Here is an 18,222-nt window from a genome sequence, read left to right as displayed (position 1 = left end):
CCCTGTGGGAGCGGGCTTGTCGGATCGCCGCACCGCCGCGAAGGGGCCAGCGCGGTCACGCGTCAAATGGGCGGCAACCGCCACTCGATCGGCATCTCGCCATTCTGCTCCAGAAACTTGTTGGCCCGGCTGAAGTGCCCGCATCCAAGAAAACCGCGATAAGCGGACAACGGTGACGGATGCACCGAGGTCAGCACCAGATGCTTGGTCGCATCGATCAGCTTCTGCTTGCTCTGGGCATGAGCACCCCACAGCATGAACACCAGATGCGGTTGCTGTTCACTGACCACTTGAATGATTCGATCCGTGAAAAACTGCCAGCCCCTGTCCTTGTGCGCATTGGCGGTGGCGCGTTCCACCGTCATGGTGGTGTTGATCATCAGCACCCCCTGGTCGGCCCAGCTTTGCAGGCAGCCGTGGCTCGGGATATCGATGTTCAGGTCGCGCTTCAACTCTTTATAGATGTTCACCAGCGACGGCGGCGCCGGCACGCCCGGTTGCACCGAGAAGCACAGGCCGTGGGCCTGGCCCGGGCCGTGATAGGGGTCCTGGCCGAGGATGACCACCTTGACCTTGTCCAGCGGCGTCGAGTTGAGTGCGTTGAAAATCATCGGGCCCGGCGGATAGATCTCCTTGCCCGCCGCGCGCTCCTGTTGCAGGAAGTTGCGCAACTCTGCCATGTAAGGCTGGTCGAATTCAGCACGCAGTGCCTCCTTCCAGCTCGGTTCGAGTTTGATACGGTCGTCAGCAGTCATGGTTACATCCGGCAAAAACAATGGGGCGAACCCTAGGAAAGCTGACCATGCTTGTCAATTGATCTGACACAGATCCGGCACTTTCCTGAACAGCGATCATACTGAACGCTCAAATTCCCGATCGAGGTCACGATGAATCTGCACTTCGAAGAACTCACCGGCACCGACGGCGCACGCATCGGCGTTGCCAGCCTGGATGCCGAAAAGTCCCTCAACGCCCTGTCCCTGCCCATGATAAACGCCCTGCGCGATCAACTGGAGGCCTGGGCCAAGGAACCGCAAATCGTCTGTGTCGTGTTGCGTGGTAACGGCACCAAGGCTTTTTGTGCCGGGGGCGAGGTCCGCAGCCTGGTGGAGGCGTGTCGTGCTCACCCGGGAGAAGTGCCGCCCCTGGCTGCGCACTTCTTTGCGGCGGAATATCGCCTGGACTACATGCTGCACACCTACCCCAAACCACTGATCTGCTGGGGCCATGGCTACGTCCTTGGCGGCGGCATGGGGCTGTTGCAAGGGGCGAGTATCCGGATCGTCACGCCGAGCAGCCGCCTGGCGATGCCTGAAATCAGCATCGGCCTGTACCCGGATGTCGGCGCCAGTTGGTTCCTGTCGCGGCTGCCCGGCAAGCTGGGTTTGTTTCTCGGCCTGACCGGCGCTCAGATGAACGGTCGCGATGCGATCGACCTGGACCTGGCGGACCGTTTCCTGCTCGACGAACAGCAGGAAGAACTGTTTGAACGCTTGCTGCAGTTGAACTGGCAGGAACAGACGGCCATGCAACTCAACAGTCTGCTCAAGGCCTTGCAGCAGGAAGCGGTCGCGCAGATGCCCGAAGCCCAATGGTTGCCGCGTCGCCAGCAAATTGACGAGTTGCTGGACGTCAGTGACGTGTGCTGCGCCTGGAAAGCCATCGGTTTGCAGCGCGACAGCACCGACCTGCTACTCAGTCGCGCAGCGAAAACCATGAGTGAAGGCTCGCCCGTGACCGCTCATCTGGTGTGGGAACAGATCGCCCGCGCCCGGCACATGTCCCTGGCTCAGGTCTTTCAGATGGAATACACCATGAGCCTCAATTGCTGTCGTCATCCAGAGTTCAGCGAAGGGGTGCGGGCGCGGTTGATCGATAAGGATCAGAAGCCGCACTGGCACTGGCCGGACATTAACAATGTGCCTGATGCGGTGGTGGAAGCGCATTTTCACAAGGCATGGGAAGGTCGGCATCCGCTGGCAGACCTCTAGGAACGCCGAACCAAATGTGGGAGCGGGCTTGCTCGCGAAGAGGGAGTGTCAGTCAACATTACTGCTGGCTGACACTCCGCCTTCGCGAGCAAGCCCGCCCCCACAGTGATTGCGTTTAACGCCTGTTAACGGTGGCCACCTCGGCCATCGTGATCACCGCGACCATTGTGGTCGCCTCTTCCGCCACGGTTGTCGCGCCCGCCATGGCTGCGATTGTCGTTGTCCCGACCGCTACGGTTACGGCCATCCCAACCGCCGCGGCTGTGCCCATCCCAACTGCGACTCTGATGAGCCCGGTAGTCGGCTCGTGGCGCCGACTGGTAATAACGCGGTGCTGGCTGATACACCCGCGGCTGGTGGTAATACCGCGGCGTTGGCTGATAGTACCGTGCAGGCGGCGAATAATACCGGCGCGGCGCCGTGTAATAACCGCCGTTGGAATAGTAAGGCCCGCCCCCGGAGTAATAGGGCGCAGGGGATGTGTAGACCTCGGACCGGTAGTAGCTGGCTCCTCCATCGGAATAGGGTACGCACGCACCAAGAGACAATCCCGATAGAGCAATCAGCAGAATCTGGCGGAGCTGTTTTCGACAGAGCATGGCGGCCTCCTGGACCGCGAGTGAGCCATACCAGCGACGCTGGCAGGCGACAGTCAATTATTCGGTGACTGTCGAGAGATCAGACATCGAATTTGAAATCTGGTGCGTTTGTGAAACACATTGAAACAAGTAGCCGATGAAAGGTTCTTCATTATTCGCCTGCTGGTTAATGGTGCCAGCGGTGATAGCCACCCCGATAATAATGCGGACCATGGCCGCCGATCAGTAACCTTCAGATCAGCGGCCAACACGTTCCATTGCAGTGCACTCACGCACCATCACAAGGCAATACTCCTCTCTTTCCTACAACGCCTGTTGCTGTTTCCTGCGATCTAGAGCGCTCCGGGCGACTTGGCACGGCTCTCGCTTTAGCAAAGACGTGCAGGAGTCATCACAGGTTCGCGGCACCACAATTTGCAATGGCTGACTAGGGTTCCGGCTCGCTAAGGCGAGTGGCTGGTCCGAGAGTTGGCGACCTCCAGTTGAGGTTACACGGCGGGACAAAAGCCCGGGAGACAAGCCACCGTTCACGGTGCCGCGTTGACTCCTGCCCGCCCTTGATCAACTGGAGAACCATCCTATGTCCCGACTTCGATTACCCGCCCTGCTCGCCACTGCCTTCGCAGCCTGTGTGAGCTTCTCGTCCCAGGCCGCCCAGAAAGACCACTTCAGCGTCTGCTGGACCATCTACGCCGGCTGGATGCCCTGGGAATACGCTGGCAGCCAGGGCATCGTCGACAAGTGGGCGAAAAAATATGGCATCCAGATCGATGTGGTGCAGCTCAACGATTACGTCGAATCGATCAACCAGTACACCGCTGGCCAGTTCGACGGCTGCACCATGACCAACATGGACGCACTGACCATTCCGGCGGCCGGTGGCGTCGATAGCACTGCATTGATCGTCAGCGACTTCTCCAATGGCAACGACGGCATCGTGCTCAAGGGTGACGGCAAGAAAGTCGGCGACCTCAAGGGCATGGACGTCAATCTGGTGGAGCTTTCGGTGTCCCACTACCTGCTGGCACGGGCGTTGGATTCGGTGGACCTGACCGAGAAAGACCTGAAAGTGGTCAACACCTCTGACGCCGACATCTCGGCCGCCTTCAACACCGACCAGGTCAACGCCGTCACCACCTGGAACCCGATGCTCTCGGACATCAAGGCCAAGCCAGGGGTGACCGAAGTCTTCAACTCCAGCCAGATCCCCGGCGAAATCATGGACATGATGGTGGTCAACAGCGCCACCCTCAAAGACAACCCGGCCCTGGGCAAGGCACTCACCGGCGCCTGGTTCGAAGTGGTCGAGTTGATGAACGCGAAAAACGCCGCCGGCAAAGCCGCCCTGGAGCACATGGCCAAAGCCTCGGGCACTGATCTGGCGGGTTTCCAGGCGCAACTCGACACCACCCGATTGTTCGCCACGCCCAAAGAAGCCCTCGTGTTTGCCACCAGCAAGCAACTGCCGGAAACCATGCGCAAGGTCGCCGAGTTTTCCTTCCAGCATGGCTTGCTCGGTGAAGGCGCCAAGGACACCAGCGCCGTCGGCATGGCCTTCGCCAATGGCGTGACCAGCGGCGACAAGAACAACCTCAAGCTGCGCTTCGACCCGACCTTCGTGCAGATGGCTGCCGACGCCAAGCTGTAACCAGGAGGACTGGCCATGCGCCTGATCAATCGCCACCCGGATCGCCCGAGTCGCCTGTTGCTGGTGATCCTGCCGTTCGCCCTGGTGCTGTTCGCCTATTTCATGGGTTCGGCGGAGCGGCTGACGGAAAACCCCAACGACAAGCTGCTGCCCAGCGCCGAGCAGATGACCGACGCCGTGAAACGCCTGGCGTTCACCGCCGACACCCGCACCGGTGACTACCTGCTCTGGCAAGACACCGCTTCCAGCCTGCGCCGGCTGGCCATCGGCCTGGGCATCAGCGCGTTGGCCGGACTGTGCCTGGGTATCGTCGCCGGGACCCTGCCGCTGTTCGGCGCGCCGTTGTCGCCGTTGCTGACGGTGCTGTCGATGGTGCCGCCGCTGGCGATCCTGCCGATTCTGTTCATCGTGTTCGGACTGGGGGAGTTGTCGAAAGTGATGCTGATCGTGATCGGCATCACCCCGTGCCTGGCGCGGGATCTGGAACAGCGTGCCCGGGAGATTCCAGTCGAATTGCTGATCAAGGCCCAGACGCTCGGGGCTTCGACCTGGACCTTGATGCTGCGGGTGGTGCTGCCGCAATTGCTGCCGCGCCTGTTGATCTCGCTGCGCCTGATGCTCGGCTCGGCCTGGCTGTTCCTGATTGCCGCCGAAGCCATCGCCTCTACCGACGGCCTTGGTTACCGGATTTTCCTTGTGCGCCGCTACCTGGCGATGGACGTGATCTTGCCCTACGTGGTGTGGATCACCCTGCTCGCCTGGCTGATGGATTGGGGCCTCAAGCGCCTGACCCGACGGGCGTTCCCCTGGCACGAAGGTGCCACTAAATGAGCCACGAAGGTGCCACTAAATGAGCCACGAAGGCGCCACTAAATGAGCCACGAAAGTGCCTCTAAATGAGCCACGAAGGTGCCCTGAATGAGTTATGGAGGAGCCCGCGCATGAGCTTCATCACCGTGAAAAATGTCTGGCAGCAATACGCCGATCAGGTAGTGCTCGAAGGGCTGAACCTGAACGTCAACGAGGGCGAGTTCTGCACGCTGGTCGGCGCGTCAGGTTGCGGCAAATCGACCTTCCTGCGCCTGCTGCTCGGCCAGGAACGCGCCAGTCGCGGCGAGATTCTGCTCGATGGCCAGGCCCTGGCCGGCGAGCCGGATGCCAGCCGTGGCGTGGTTTTCCAGCGCTATTCGGTGTTCCCGCACTTGAGCGTGCTGGACAACGTGGCCCTCGGTCTCGAACTGCCGCGTTCGCCATGGCTGGGGCGGTTATTCGGCAGCGCTAAAAAAGACGCACGAGAACAGGCCTCGGTGCTGCTGCACAAGGTCGGCCTCGGCCATTCGCGGGACAAGTACCCGGCGCAGCTGTCCGGCGGCATGCAGCAACGGTTGGCCATCGCCCAGGCGCTGATCATGAAACCCCGGGTGCTGCTGCTCGACGAACCGTTTGGTGCCCTCGATCCGGGTATCCGCAAGGACATGCACGGCCTGCTGCTGGAACTGTGGCGCGAGACACAGCTGACGGTTTTCATGGTCACCCACGACCTGTCCGAAGGCTTCAGCCTCGGCACGCGCCTGCTGGTGTTCGACAAGGTCCGCCTCGACCCGCACGCCCCTGGCGCCTATGGCGCGCGCATCACCTACGACATCCCTTTGAACAGCGACCGCCGCATCAATCGCGCGGCCGTCGACGCCCTGCCGCCTCAGCTGGCGGGCACGCTTCGTATCGCATAGAGGAATTTTGAAATGACGGATTCGACTCAACTGTTCCCGCCCTTCGCCGAAGAAATGCTTCCCGGCGGCGGCCATCGCTCCTTTGTTCTTAAACGCGGCCAATTGCTGCGCCTGACCGACCTGCGCGGTGGCGCCAACGTCAGCCTGACGTTGCTCAACGCCAACGAAAAAACCGAGCGCCTGAACCTGCCCGACAGCCTCAAATGCCAGCACACCGCCAAGCTCACCACCGGCCATTGCCTGTACTCGGACATGGGCCGGGTGCTGGCTGCCATCACCGCCGACACCTGCGGCTGGAGCGACAGCCTCGGCGGCGTACTGTGCGCGGAAGAGGTCGCGCAAAAATACGGTCAGGGCCGCTATCAGGAACTGCGCAACGGCTTCTTCCGCAATGGCACCGACAACCTGTTGGTGGAGCTGGGCAAATGGGGGCTGGGCCTGTCCGATCTGTTGATGACGCTCAACCTGTTCAGCCGGGTGAACGTCGATGAGGCCGGACATTTCCACTTCGTCGAAGGCAACTCCAGGGCCGGCGATTACATCGAGTTGTATGCGCCGATGGACACGCTGGTGGTGCTCACCGCCCTGCAACACCCGATGGACCCGTCACCGCAATACGCCCCCCAACCCCTGAAGCTCAGCTGGATGAACGCCGACGCCAGCGTCGCCGAACACTGCCGCACCTCGCGCCCGGAAAACGAGCGCGGCTTCATTAACACCGACCGCCTGTTCGCCTGAGGATCGCTGCCATGTCACTCGCCATCGCTACCGCTGCCGCTTCTGATGACAATGCCGCAAACAGGCAGCCAGACACCGCGGTCTACCGCGCCACCATTCCCGCCGGCGAACCCTGGCTGATGGAGGTCAAGGCCGGCCAGACCCTGCGCATCCTCGACCTGGAAGGCAACCAGGCGATCGATACCCTGTTCTACAGCGTCGCCAACCCCAAGGAACGCTACGACGTGCAACGCACCTTGCGCCGGCAAAACAGCGTCTACCTGAGCACCGGCAGCGTGCTCTATTCCAACCTCGGCCAACCGATGCTGACCCTTGTCGCCGACACCTGTGGCCGGCATGACACCCTCGGCGGCGCCTGCGCCCAGGAGAGCAACACGGTGCGTTACGCGCTGGAGAAACGCTACATGCACAGCTGTCGCGACAACTACCTGCGCGCCTGCGTCCACGACGGACGACTGGGTAAGGGCGACATCGGACCGAACATCAACTTCTTCATGAACGTGCCGGTCACGGCGGAGGGCGGGTTGACCTTTGCAGACGGGATCTCGGCGCCGGGTAAATACGTCGACCTGCGGGCGGAGATGGACGTGATCGTGCTGATCTCCAACTGTCCGCAATTGAACAACCCGTGTAATGCCTACAACCCTACGCCGGCGGAGGTGCTGGTATGGAACTGAAACTGGCGCGGTTGCGTAAATGGTTGTTTGCCCTTTGCCAGGCCCGCTCCGGGCAGTGCCTCAAACAGTAAGAACACTCCTGATCCCTGTGGGAGCGGGCTTGCCCCGGGCGGCGTTCCGACGATAGCGGTGTGTCAGTCGACATCACTGTTGAATGTGCCGGCCTCTTCGCTGGCAAGCCAGCTCCTACAAGGTCATCAGTGGTGTCAAGTTTAGTGATTCTGCCGCCGGGGACGACCCCGGCGCCCATCGAAAACTGCGGGACGACCCGCAACCCAGGTCGAGGCCGATGCGTCATCGCCTCCGGGGGTTTTGCCATGTTCGAAAAAGTCCTGATTGCCAACCGCGGCGCCATTGCCTGCCGCATCCTGCGCACCTTGCGTCAATTGCAGGTCCGGGGCGTTGCCGTCTACTCCGAAGCCGATGCCGCCAGCCTGCATATCCTGCAGGCCGACGAAGCCCACAGCCTGGGTGACGGCGCCGCGGCCGGTACTTATCTGATGGTCGACAAGCTGCTCGCCATTGCCAAATCCACCGGCGCCACGGCGATTCATCCCGGCTACGGCTTTCTCTCGGAAAACGCCGCGTTCGCCGAAGCCTGCGAAGCGGCCAGTATCGCCTTCATCGGCCCGACGCCGCAGCAACTGCGCGTGTTTGGCCTGAAGCACACCGCCCGTGCCCTGGCCAGGCAACACGGGGTGCCGCTGCTCGAAGGCACCGAACTGCTCGACAGTCTCGACGCCGCCTTGATCGCCGGCGAACAGGTCGGCTACCCGGTGATGCTCAAAAGCACCGCCGGTGGTGGTGGTATCGGCATGCGCGTATGCCACAGCGCGGAGCAACTGATTGAATCCTTCGAAGCGGTCAAACGCCTCGGCCAGAACAATTTCAGCGACGCCGGTGTCTTCATCGAGAAGTACATCCAGCGGGCCCGGCATCTGGAAGTCCAGGTGTTCGGCGACGGCCACGGGCAAGTGATCGCCCTGGGTGTGCGCGACTGCTCGGTGCAGCGGCGCAACCAGAAGGTCCTCGAAGAAACCCCGGCGCCGAACCTGCCCGAGGGCATGGCCGAAGCGCTGTGCGCAGCGGCGATCAAACTGGCGCAAGCGGTGAACTACCGCAGCGCCGGGACTGTGGAATTCGTCTTCGACAGTGAAGATCAGCGCTTCTACTTTCTGGAAGTGAACACCCGCTTGCAGGTGGAACACGGTGTCACCGAGCAAGTGTGGGGCGTGGACCTGGTGCGCTGGATGGTGCAACTGGCGGCCGGTGATCTACCACCGTTGAGCGAGTTGAGCCGAGGGTTGAAAGCTGACGGTCATGCGATTCAGGCGCGGCTGTATGCCGAAGATCCGGGGCGGGATTTTCAACCGAGCCCCGGCCTGCTCACGGCCGTGGATTTCCCTGTCGCCGATGGCAAACATCTAAGGATCGACACCTGGGTCGAGGCCGGTTGCGAGATCCCGCCCTACTTCGATCCGATGATCGCCAAGGTCATCAGTTGGGCGCCGACCCGCGAACAGGCCCGCGCCGATCTGCACCAGGCCTTGGGCGACAGCCTGCTCTACGGGGTGGAAACCAACCGCGATTACCTGCGCCAGATCCTGCTCGATGCACCCTTCGCCAGCGGCCAGGCGTGGACCCGTTGCCTGGAAGGCCTGGTCTATCGAGCCAACACCTTCGAAGTGCTCAGCGCCGGCACCCAGACCAGCGTTCAGGACTATCCCGGCCGCCTCGGCTACTGGGCGGTGGGGGTGCCGCCGTCGGGGCCGATGGACAGCCGCGCGTTGCGACTGGGTAATCTGTTGCTGGGCAACGACGACGGTGCGGCGGCACTGGAAATCACCATGAGCGGCCCGTTGCTGCGCTTCAACTGCGAGGCGGTGATAGCGGTGACCGGGGCGGTGATTCCACTGACGTTGAACGGTGAAACCGTAGCGATGAATACAGCGCTGCTGATTCCGGCAGGCGCCACGTTGAGCCTCGGCACTATTGCCGGTGCTGGCGCTCGCAGCTACCTGTGCCTGCGCGGCGGTCTGCAAGTGCCGGATTATCTGGGCAGCAAAAGCACCTTCACCCTGGGGCAGTTTGGCGGGCACGGTGGCCGAGCGCTGCGCGCCGGTGATGTGCTGCATGTTCCGGCATTGAAGGACTTTGGGGCCGGGCAGCAACTGGCTGACGAGCAGGTCACCGAGTTACCCGCCGTGCGGCAAATCCGGGTGATCTACGGCCCCCACGGCGCGCCGGAATACTTCACCGAAGACTACATCGCCACCTTCTTCGCCACCCGGTGGGAAGTGCATTTCAACTCAAGCCGTACCGGGGTTCGACTGATAGGGCCGAAGCCGGAATGGGTGCGTGCCGACGGTGGTGAGGCGGGGTTGCATCCGTCGAATATCCATGACAATCCGTATGCGATCGGCGCGGTGGATTTCACCGGCGACATGCCGGTAATCCTCGGTCCCGATGGCCCGAGCCTGGGTGGGTTCGTCTGCCCGGTGACAGTGATCGAGGCCGACCTCTGGCAGCTGGGGCAGCTCAAGGCTGGCGACAAGGTGCAGTTTTTCCCAGTCGATCTCAAAACCGCCCGCCATCTCGCCCTGAAATGGGGGACCTGTAGGAGCTGGCTTGCCAGCGAAGGGGCCCTGACAGACACCGCATCAACTTCTTCGCTGGCAAGCCAGCTCCTACAGGGGGGTGTATCGCCTGTGGTGCTGGACCTTGGTCAGGACGATACGCGGCTGGTGGCAAGATTGTCCGGCGACACTCACCTGCTGCTGGAAATCGGCGCTCCCGAACTTGACCTGGTCCTGCGTTTCCGCGCCCACGCCCTGATGCAAGCCCTGGAAAGCAAAAACCTGCACGGGGTGATCGACCTGACCCCCGGCATCCGCTCGCTGCAAGTGCACTACCAACCCGAACAACTGCCGCTGGCCGATCTGCTCGGCATCGTCGCCGGTGAATGGGACGCGGTGTGCGCCGCCCGGGACCTGCAAGTGCCCTCGCGCATCGTCCACCTGCCGCTGTCGTGGGACGACCCGGCCTGTCAGCTGGCGATAGAGAAATACATGACCACCGTGCGCAAGGACGCGCCTTGGTGCCCGAGCAATCTGGAGTTCATCCGTCGCATCAACGACCTGCCGAATCTCGATGAAGTGCAGCGCACGGTGTTTGACGCCAGCTACCTGGTGATGGGCCTTGGCGACGTCTACCTCGGCGCACCGGTCGCCACCCCGCTCGATCCACGGCATCGGCTGGTCACCACCAAATACAACCCGGCCCGCACCTGGACCGCGGAAAACTCGGTGGGCATCGGTGGCGCCTATATGTGCGTGTACGGCATGGAAGGCCCTGGCGGTTATCAGTTCGTCGGTCGTACCTTGCAGATGTGGAATCGCTACCGGGAGGTCGCGGCGTTCGACGGCAAACCGTGGTTGCTGCGCTTTTTCGACCAGATCCGGTTCTATCCGGTGAGCGCCGATGAGCTGCTGCGCATTCGCCGGGATTTCCCTCTTGGGCGTTTCGATCTGAACATCGAGCACAGTCAGCTGAATCTGGCGGACTACCAGGCGTTCCTGACCAAAGAAGCCGAGACCATTGCCGCGTTTCGCGATCAGCAACAAGGCGCGTTCAACGCCGAACGCGAGCGGTGGATCGCCAGCGGCCAGGCCCGTTTCGACAGCGAAGAACCGGCCCCGGAGGCCACCGCAGACGCACCGCTAGCCCATGGTCAACAGAGCGTCGACAGCCACATCGCCGGCAACCTCTGGCAGGTGCAGGTAGAGGCCGGCAGCCGCGTCGCCGCCGGTGATGTACTGGTGATTCTGGAATCGATGAAGATGGAAATCCCCCTGCTCGCGCCCATGGCCGGCGTGGTGCGGGAAATTCGCGTACAGCCGGGGTCGGCCGTGCGTGCCGGACAGCGCGTCGTGGTGCTGGAACTCGAGTGAAACCATTTTGAACAGGATCAATGCCATGAACATCAATCTGCAACTCGAGGCCCTGCGCAGCGCCTACCGCGACGGCAGCATCACACCCCGGCAACTGCTGTCGAGCCTGCGCGAGAAAGCCGCAGCGCTGAACCCGGACTATCACCTGTTCATCCACTTGCTCAGCGCCGAGGAACTGGAGCCCTACCTCGCCGCCCTCGACGGGTGTGACCCGGACAGCCTGCCACTGTACGGCGTGCCATTCGCGATCAAGGACAACATCGACCTGGCGGGCATTCCGACCACGGCCGCGTGCCCGGCGTTTGCCTACGTGCCGCAGCGTTCGGCAACCATCGTCGAGCAATTGCTCGCTCTGGGCGCTATTCCGCTGGGCAAGACCAACCTCGACCAGTTCGCCACCGGCCTCAACGGCAGTCGCTCACCCTATGGCGCGTGTCCGAACAGCGTGTTGCCGGATTACCCCTCGGGCGGTTCCAGTGCCGGTTCTTCGCTGGCGGTGGCATTGGGCGTCGCGAGCTTTTCGCTGGGCACGGACACGGCAGGTTCCGGGCGGGTGCCGGCGGCCTTGAATAATCTGGTCGGCTTGAAAGCCACCAAAGGGTTGATCTCCACGGCGGGCGTGGTGCCGGCCTGCCGCACCCTCGATTGCGTCACGACTTTTACCGCCACTGCCCGGGAAGCCAGCCAACTACTGGCGCTCACCGCGCAACTCGATCCGCGGGATGAATACAGCCGCAGCAATCCGCTGTGGAATGACGGCTCGGCGTTCGGGACACCGCGCCCGTTCCGTTTTGGCGTGCCGCGCACGCAAGACCTGGAGTTCTTCGGTTGCCCTGAGGGCCCGCTGCTGTTCAGTGATGCCGTCGATCAGCTCAAGGCCTTGGGCGGTGAAGCCGTGGAACTGGATTTGTCGCCGTTTCTGGAAGCGGCGCGCCTGCTCTACGAAGGGCCGTGGGTGGCCGAGCGCTACAGCGTCGCCGGCGAGTTGCTGGAGCAAAATCCCGAAGCGGTGCTGCCGGTGATTCGTGCGGTACTGGCCAAGGCGCCGGCGGTGAGCGGCGTGCAAACCTTCCGTGCGCAGTATCGCCTGCAAGCCTTGAAAGCGCTGTGCGACCAGGCGCTGGACGGACTCGATTGCGTGCTCACGCCAACCATCGGCCGCCCGGTGACACTGGCGCAACTGACGGCCGAACCGGTAGTGCGCAACTCGGAACTCGGCTACTACACCAACTTCATGAACCTGCTCGATTACGCCGCCGTCGCCGTGCCCGCCGGCTTCATGGGCAACGGCCTGCCGTGGGGCGTGACGCTGTTTGGCCGGGCGTTCACCGATCAGTATCTGTTGGGGGTGGCGGATGCGTTGCAACGTCGGCAAGGTCTGGCGATCTCTGCACCAGCCACAGTCGCGCGCAATGATCGTGCGCGGTTGGTGGTGTGTGGTGCGCATCTGGATGGGTTGGCGTTGAATTGGCAATTGAAGCGGCGCGGGGCGCGGCTGATCGAGACGACGTTCAGTTCACCGGACTACCAGCTGTATGCATTGGCCGGCGGCTCACCGCTGCGTCCCGGAATGGTTCGAGTGAAGGAAGGTGGTGTCGCAATCGCGGTGGAAGTCTGGGAACTGCCGAGCAGTGAGCTGGGTTCGTTCCTGACCGGGATTCCGGCACCGCTGGGGTTGGGCAAGGTGCAGCTGGCGGATGGGCGCTGGGAGAGCGGGTTTATCTGCGAGGCGTATGGGTTGGAGGGGGCGGTCAATATCAGTCATTTGGGAGGTTGGAGAGCGTATCTGAAAGACCTGCGCTGACCTCACGATTCGCTGGCAAGCCAGCTCCTACCGTGACCGCGCACAACCCTGCAGGAGCCGGCTTGCTGGCGAACCAGGCGATGCGGTGTGTCAGGCATGGCCCCTTCGCTGCGGTGCGGCGAAGGGGCCCGGACGCCACCGACCTGATCCATGCCGATCCACCCCACAAATCCCGCAGTTATTTCCGCAAAGTGCCACTAGAATGCTTGCATCGGATTACTGCAACGGAATCGCCATGCCGCTTCGCTCGCCGCTGTATTCGCAACGTTCGTTGGTGTTCACGCTGATCGCGCTGCTGGGCGCGGGGTTTCTGGCCACGTCCCTGCTCAGCTATTACGCTTCGCGGGCGTCGATCCGCGACAATATCGTCAATACCGAATTGCCGCTGACGTCAGACACGGTCTACTCGGAAATCCAGAAAGACCTGGTCAGGCCGATCCTGATTTCCTCGATGATGTCCCGCGACACCTTCATGCGGGACTGGGTGGTCAACGGCGAAAACGATCCCGGGCAGATGACCCGCTACCTCGACGAGGTCATGACCCACTACGGTGCCTACACCGCGTTTTTCGTCTCCAACGGCACGCTGACCTATTACCACGCCAAAGGCGTGCTCAAGCAGGTCAAGGTCGACGAGCCCCGCGACGCCTGGTACTTCCGCGTACGCGACATGGCCGATCCCTACGAGATCAATGTCGACCCGGACCTGGCCAACAAGGACAACCTGACCTTCTTCATCAACTACAAGGTCTACGACTACAACAACCGCTTCATCGGCGCGGCGGGTGTCGGCCTGACGGTCGATGCGGTGATCAAGCTGATCGACAAATACCAGCAGCGCTACCAGCGCAGCGTGTATTTCGTCGACACCTTCGGGCGCCTGGTGCTCACCGGCGCCGAAGGTGGCCCGCAAGGCGCACGGGTCGGACAGACCCTCGGCGAGCTCGACAGCATGAAAGGCCTGGTCAGCCAACTGCCCAAGCCCCACAGCGGCAGCTACGAGTATTCTGTCCAGGGCCAGGGCCACTTCCTCAACGTGCGCTTCATTCCGGAGCTGAACTGGTACCTGTTCGTCGACAAGCGCGAAGACGGCGCCCTCAGCGAGATTCGCCAGTCGCTGTACCTGAACCTGCTGATCTGCCTGATCGTCACCCTGAGCGTACTGGCCCTGCTCAATCGGGTGATCAAGCGCTATCAGGGCAAAATCCAGACTCAGGCCACCCTCGACAGCCTGACTGAACTGCCCAACCGGCGCGGCTTCGACCTGCTGGCCGCGCAAGCCATGCACGAAGCCCAGCGCGAACCCAGGCCCCTGACCGCGCTGCTGCTGGACCTGGACCACTTCAAGGCGCTGAACGACACCCACGGCCACCTGGCCGGCGATCAGGTGCTGATCGGCTTCGCACGGGACCTCGAGAGCTGCCTGCGGCACTCCGACATCGTCTGCCGCTGGGGCGGTGAAGAATTTATCTTGCTGCTCAAGGACACCGACGGTGACAACGGCAAGATGATCGCAGAGAAAATCCGCCAGCATGTGGCAAAAAAGCGGTATGCCTACCACGGTAAGGAGCTGCAACTGACGGTCAGCATCGGCCTGACCACCCTGCAAGCGGACGACACCTTGCACACACTGCTGTCGCGGGCCGATCAAGCGATGTATCGTGCCAAGCATTCCGGGCGCAACCGCACCTGCGTGGAAATGCCTCACTCCAGCTATGCATAGGCCTACATGAACAAGCCAGAATTCTGCCCGGCCTGCGGCGCCTCCAACGACTGCACCCTGGCCGACCCTCGAACCGCCGATCGGGCCTGTTGGTGCTACGGCGTCAGCATCGACCCGGCGGTGCTCGAGGCGTTGCCGCCGGAACTGCGCGACAAATCCTGCCTGTGCCCGCGCTGCGCCCAGGTCGACTCGCAGTTGTAAGCAACCGCGCCGCCAATCGCGTAAGATGCGCGCCCCATCGCCCCCACCGATCTCCTGTCATGCGCGTCGACCGTTTCCTCAGCAACCTGCCCCGCTTCAACCGTCAGCAGGTGCGTCTGTTGCTGGTGGAAAAGCGCGTCAGGATCGACGGCACAATCGCCAGTGACCCCCACGCCGAGGTCTCGGTGTTCAGTCGCGTCGAGGTCGACGAGGACGTACTGCAAGTCGGCAAGCCCGCCCGCTACTTCATGCTGCACAAGCCGGCCGGCTGCGTCAGCGCCACCCGCGACCCCGAGCACCCGACCGTACTCGACCTGATCCACGAGCCGGACAAGCACGAGCTGCACATCGCCGGGCGCCTGGACTACAACACCACCGGCCTGATGCTGATCACCAACGACGGCAGCTGGTCACGACGCCTGACCCAACCGCAGACCAAACTGCCCAAGGTCTATTACGTCGAGACTGAACAGGACATCGGCCCCGACTACGCGATCACCTTCACCGAAGGCCTGTACTTCGCATTCGAAGACCTCGTCACCCAACCCGCCGAACTGGTGGTGCTCGGGCCGAAATCCGCGCGTCTGAGCATCGTCGAAGGGCGGTATCATCAGGTGAAGCGGATGTTCGGCCACTTCGACAATAAAGTGTTGCGCCTGCACCGCGAACGCATAGGGCCGTTGGCGCTCGACAACGCCCTAAAACCGGGCGAGTACCGCGCACTGTGCACCGAAGAGATTCTTTTGTTCTAAGCACACGACCGCTCAGCAGAAGTTGTCGAACAATTCGCCAATGATACTTGCGCACAGACGTGACCCCTGCTTGAATCAGGACGTCGGCCGAAATGTGACCGACGAGTCACAACATACTTCTAAGAAACTTTTTGCCGGTAGAGAACCCTCAGGTTCCGCTGTCCCCCGGCAGACTGCCCGCCAATAACAATACCCGTCGACCGGACTGTTTTGGATCGACATGGGCTCCAGATTTCCAGGCGCATGCCTACCTGTCACAAAGCTCGTGCAATCTCATTTGCGCTCATACCCGCTTGCTTGGAGTCTTATGACATGAGGCCAGAAATCGCTGTGCTGGATATACAGGGTCAGTATCGGGTTTACACGGAGTTCTATCGCGCAGACGCCGCAGAGAAGACCATTATCCTGGTCAACGGCTCGATGGCCACGACTGCGTCGTTCGCACAAACCGTGAAAAACCTTCACCCGCAGTTCAACGTGGTCTGCTACGACCAGCCCTACGCGGGCAAGTCAAAAGCCCACAACCTGCATGAGACATTGCTGACCAAGGAAATCGAAGGGCAGATCCTCCTGGAGCTGATCGATCACTTCGCCGCCGAACACGTGCTGTCGTTTTCCTGGGGTGGCGCCGCGACCCTGGTCGCCCTGGCCCAACAGCCACGGCGCATCGAAAAAGCCGTGATCAGCTCGTTCTCGCCGGAGATCAACTCGCACATGCTCGACTACCTCGAGCGCGGGATCGATTACCTCGGCAGCCGGGACGGCGACCGGGTCGGCAACCTGGTGAACAGCACCATCGGCAAACACCTGCCGACCCTGTTCAAGCGCTTCAACTACCGGCACGTCAGCTCCCTGGCCGAGCATGAATACGGGCAGATGCACTTCCACATCAGCGACCTGCTGCACAGCGATCGCCAGTGCTTTTTCAAGGCTGCGCAGAAAATCAAGGTGCCGGTGCTGTTCATGAACGGCGAATGGGACGAATACACCGCTGCCGATGGCGCCCGGTTATTCGCCGACCATGTGCAGGACGCCACCTTCAGCACCCTGCAGGCCACCGGCCACTTTCTCGACATGGAACACAAAGCCGCCTGCCGAGACAGCCGCAACGCACTGCTGGGCTTCCTGAAACCGGCGCAACAGGCCAGCCGACCGCGGTACCACTACGTCCAGGACCAACATGCATTTGCCATCTGAAACAGCGTCATCGCGCGCACGCCCCGCCCTGCAGTGTTGAATGCATTCCTGTAGGCGAGGCTTGCCCGCGAACGACCGTCACGCGGTCCCTGTTTTTGATTTACCCGGTGCTGAATGCAACGCGCACAAAGAAAAACTTCAAATTCGCGCGCACATCTGGTACAAAGTCAGCCGCTCTGAGCGGGTGTCGTATAATGGCATTACTCCAGCTTCCCAAGCTGATAACGAGGGTTCGATTCCCTTCACCCGCTCCAATCGAATTTCAGTCTCACGTCGATTTTTGACGGGGGATGCAGGTAAAGAAAAAACCGGCCTTGATGGCCGGTTTTTTTGTGTCTGGGGTTTGGTGGGAGCAGCTCGGCTTCATACGATTCGTAGGCACCCACGCCCAGTATGATCAGATCAACACGGAGACCGTGTGATGAACATTAAACCTATTCGCAGCCAAGAAGACCTGACCGCTGCATTTGCGCGCGTCGAGCAATTGTGGGGGGCGGACATCGGTTCGCCTGAAGGCGATGAGCTGGAAATTCTGGCGCTGCTCATCGAAAAATACGAAGACGAGCATTACCCTATGCCGCCCTCCGATCCGATTGAGGCCATTAAATTTCGAATGGATCAGCAAGGTCTGACCCCTCGTGACCTGGAACCCTTCATCGGCACGAGCGGACGCGTATCCGAAGTGCTGAACCGCAAGCGCAAACTGAGTCTGTCAATGATCAAGCGTCTACACGACGGGTTGCGAATTCCTTATGAGAGTTTGCTTGCGGGTGTTGCCTGACACTCAGAAGAGCGTGAGGTTGTAGTAGCAAAATAACCGGTCATCAATGACCGGTTTTTTGTGGGCGGAATCTGGTGAAACGTTGTTCTCTCCTCGGTAAGCCAGTCAACGCATGCCAATTTCAAATGCCGGTTGACCATTCTGCGGAGGTCCGAGCGAGGCCTGTTTTCGAAAAGGCAACGTCCTACACTACTCTGGGAATTGTCCGTAGACTTGCGCATTGCTGCGCCATTGCCACGAAGCCTATAGTCCGATCCGCGTCCACATGACGCATCGGGTTTGGCGACTCGATGGCAAGGCACAGAAACCTCCGAGCCAGCTCGGAGCGTTTCTGAATGCACTTGGCTGCCTATTTTTTGGTGGCTGTGCGTGGGAGACCTTCGGGTCTGCCGGTTTGTGCCTTGTCCGGTTCGCCAACCCGCGTACAGCTA

The 18,222-nt window shown here is 61.6% G+C and carries 15 protein-coding genes, 1 tRNA gene and 1 riboswitch; of the genes, 14 read left to right on the top strand and 2 right to left on the bottom strand.

Features of this window, described 5'->3' with window-relative positions; genetic code table 11:
- Window positions 1–62 precede the first annotated feature (62 nt).
- Window positions 63–755, bottom strand: coding sequence for a uracil-DNA glycosylase (gene ung, locus J2W17_RS00535; RefSeq protein WP_307327560.1), 693 nt, complete (start codon window positions 753–755; stop codon window positions 63–65).
- A gap of 132 nt (window positions 756–887) precedes the next feature.
- On the opposite strand from ung, the gene J2W17_RS00530 reads away from it, so the two are divergent.
- Window positions 888–1,991, top strand: a complete 1,104-nt coding sequence (locus tag J2W17_RS00530) for an enoyl-CoA hydratase/isomerase family protein (RefSeq protein WP_307327557.1) — start codon at window positions 888–890, stop codon at window positions 1,989–1,991.
- A 125-nt stretch (window positions 1,992–2,116) separates the two neighbouring features.
- Here J2W17_RS00530 and J2W17_RS00525 read toward each other — a convergent pair whose 3' ends face one another.
- Window positions 2,117–2,590: a hypothetical protein gene (locus tag J2W17_RS00525; RefSeq protein ID WP_307327554.1), complete on the bottom strand. Its 474-nt coding sequence runs from the start codon at window positions 2,588–2,590 to the stop codon at window positions 2,117–2,119.
- Between the two features lie 416 nt (window positions 2,591–3,006).
- Window positions 3,007–3,107: riboswitch (guanidine-I (ykkC/yxkD leader) on the top strand.
- Between the two features lie 63 nt (window positions 3,108–3,170).
- Here J2W17_RS00525 and J2W17_RS00520 point away from each other — a divergent pair.
- From J2W17_RS00520 to J2W17_RS00460, 13 genes are all read left to right on the top strand, one after another.
- Window positions 3,171–4,238, top strand: a complete 1,068-nt coding sequence (locus J2W17_RS00520) for a putative urea ABC transporter substrate-binding protein (RefSeq protein WP_307327551.1) — start codon at window positions 3,171–3,173, stop codon at window positions 4,236–4,238.
- Between the two features lie 15 nt (window positions 4,239–4,253).
- Window positions 4,254–5,069, top strand: coding sequence for an ABC transporter permease (locus tag J2W17_RS00515; RefSeq protein WP_307327548.1), 816 nt, complete (start codon window positions 4,254–4,256; stop codon window positions 5,067–5,069).
- 110 nt (window positions 5,070–5,179) lie between these two features.
- On the top strand, window positions 5,180–5,968 hold the full coding sequence (locus J2W17_RS00510) for an ABC transporter ATP-binding protein (protein ID WP_307327545.1): 789 nt from the start codon (window positions 5,180–5,182) through the stop codon (window positions 5,966–5,968).
- Window positions 5,969–5,980: 12 nt separating this feature from the next.
- Window positions 5,981–6,706, top strand: a complete 726-nt coding sequence (locus J2W17_RS00505; protein WP_307327542.1) for an urea amidolyase associated protein UAAP1 — start codon at window positions 5,981–5,983, stop codon at window positions 6,704–6,706.
- An 11-nt stretch (window positions 6,707–6,717) separates the two neighbouring features.
- Window positions 6,718–7,383: an urea amidolyase associated protein UAAP2 gene (locus tag J2W17_RS00500; protein ID WP_307327538.1), complete on the top strand. Its 666-nt coding sequence runs from the start codon at window positions 6,718–6,720 to the stop codon at window positions 7,381–7,383.
- A 317-nt stretch (window positions 7,384–7,700) separates the two neighbouring features.
- Window positions 7,701–11,333 carry an urea carboxylase gene (gene uca / locus J2W17_RS00495; RefSeq protein WP_307327536.1) on the top strand — a complete coding sequence of 1,211 codons (3,633 nt, stop codon included), beginning with the start codon at window positions 7,701–7,703 and terminating at the stop codon, window positions 11,331–11,333.
- 25 nt (window positions 11,334–11,358) lie between these two features.
- Complete coding sequence (gene atzF, locus J2W17_RS00490; RefSeq protein ID WP_307327534.1) at window positions 11,359–13,137, top strand: allophanate hydrolase; 1,779 nt, start codon at window positions 11,359–11,361, stop codon at window positions 13,135–13,137.
- A 235-nt stretch (window positions 13,138–13,372) separates the two neighbouring features.
- On the top strand, window positions 13,373–14,860 hold the full coding sequence (locus J2W17_RS00485) for a sensor domain-containing diguanylate cyclase (RefSeq protein WP_307327532.1): 1,488 nt from the start codon (window positions 13,373–13,375) through the stop codon (window positions 14,858–14,860).
- Between the two features lie 6 nt (window positions 14,861–14,866).
- Complete coding sequence (locus tag J2W17_RS00480) at window positions 14,867–15,061, top strand: cysteine-rich CWC family protein (RefSeq protein ID WP_307327529.1); 195 nt, start codon at window positions 14,867–14,869, stop codon at window positions 15,059–15,061.
- A 59-nt stretch (window positions 15,062–15,120) separates the two neighbouring features.
- Window positions 15,121–15,813, top strand: a complete 693-nt coding sequence (locus J2W17_RS00475) for a pseudouridine synthase (protein ID WP_307327524.1) — start codon at window positions 15,121–15,123, stop codon at window positions 15,811–15,813.
- 312 nt (window positions 15,814–16,125) lie between these two features.
- The gene (locus J2W17_RS00470) at window positions 16,126–17,010 is read left to right on the top strand and encodes an alpha/beta fold hydrolase (RefSeq protein ID WP_307327521.1); all 885 of its coding nucleotides are present in this window, start codon (window positions 16,126–16,128) and stop codon (window positions 17,008–17,010) included.
- Between the two features lie 180 nt (window positions 17,011–17,190).
- Window positions 17,191–17,264: transfer RNA gene (locus J2W17_RS00465), tRNA-Gly, on the top strand.
- 167 nt (window positions 17,265–17,431) lie between these two features.
- On the top strand, window positions 17,432–17,791 hold the full coding sequence (locus J2W17_RS00460) for a helix-turn-helix domain-containing protein (RefSeq protein ID WP_150798040.1): 360 nt from the start codon (window positions 17,432–17,434) through the stop codon (window positions 17,789–17,791).
- The last annotated feature ends 431 nt before the right edge of the window (window positions 17,792–18,222 follow it).

This window comes from Pseudomonas lini, assembly GCF_030812475.1.
In the GTDB taxonomy this organism is placed as follows: domain Bacteria; phylum Pseudomonadota; class Gammaproteobacteria; order Pseudomonadales; family Pseudomonadaceae; genus Aquipseudomonas; species Aquipseudomonas lini_A.
This window is presented reverse-complemented; position numbering and strand designations above follow the sequence as displayed.

What these genes read in the sequence shown, in the direction of transcription:
- J2W17_RS00500 (WP_307327538.1), top strand. Translation starts at nt 6,718, where the DNA reads ATGTCACTCGCCATCGCTACCGCTGCCGCTTCTGATGACAATGCCGCA.
- J2W17_RS00520 (WP_307327551.1), top strand. Translation starts at nt 3,171, where the DNA reads ATGTCCCGACTTCGATTACCCGCCCTGCTCGCCACTGCCTTCGCAGCC.
- J2W17_RS00480 (WP_307327529.1), top strand. Translation starts at nt 14,867, where the DNA reads ATGAACAAGCCAGAATTCTGCCCGGCCTGCGGCGCCTCCAACGACTGC.
- J2W17_RS00460 (WP_150798040.1), top strand. Translation starts at nt 17,432, where the DNA reads ATGAACATTAAACCTATTCGCAGCCAAGAAGACCTGACCGCTGCATTT.
- J2W17_RS00505 (WP_307327542.1), top strand. Translation starts at nt 5,981, where the DNA reads ATGACGGATTCGACTCAACTGTTCCCGCCCTTCGCCGAAGAAATGCTT.
- atzF (WP_307327534.1), top strand. Translation starts at nt 11,359, where the DNA reads ATGAACATCAATCTGCAACTCGAGGCCCTGCGCAGCGCCTACCGCGAC.
- J2W17_RS00485 (WP_307327532.1), top strand. Translation starts at nt 13,373, where the DNA reads ATGCCGCTTCGCTCGCCGCTGTATTCGCAACGTTCGTTGGTGTTCACG.
- ung (WP_307327560.1), bottom strand. Translation starts at nt 755, where the DNA reads ATGACTGCTGACGACCGTATCAAACTCGAACCGAGCTGGAAGGAGGCA.
- J2W17_RS00510 (WP_307327545.1), top strand. Translation starts at nt 5,180, where the DNA reads ATGAGCTTCATCACCGTGAAAAATGTCTGGCAGCAATACGCCGATCAG.
- J2W17_RS00475 (WP_307327524.1), top strand. Translation starts at nt 15,121, where the DNA reads ATGCGCGTCGACCGTTTCCTCAGCAACCTGCCCCGCTTCAACCGTCAG.
- J2W17_RS00530 (WP_307327557.1), top strand. Translation starts at nt 888, where the DNA reads ATGAATCTGCACTTCGAAGAACTCACCGGCACCGACGGCGCACGCATC.
- J2W17_RS00470 (WP_307327521.1), top strand. Translation starts at nt 16,126, where the DNA reads ATGAGGCCAGAAATCGCTGTGCTGGATATACAGGGTCAGTATCGGGTT.
- J2W17_RS00525 (WP_307327554.1), bottom strand. Translation starts at nt 2,590, where the DNA reads ATGCTCTGTCGAAAACAGCTCCGCCAGATTCTGCTGATTGCTCTATCG.
- uca (WP_307327536.1), top strand. Translation starts at nt 7,701, where the DNA reads ATGTTCGAAAAAGTCCTGATTGCCAACCGCGGCGCCATTGCCTGCCGC.
- J2W17_RS00515 (WP_307327548.1), top strand. Translation starts at nt 4,254, where the DNA reads ATGCGCCTGATCAATCGCCACCCGGATCGCCCGAGTCGCCTGTTGCTG.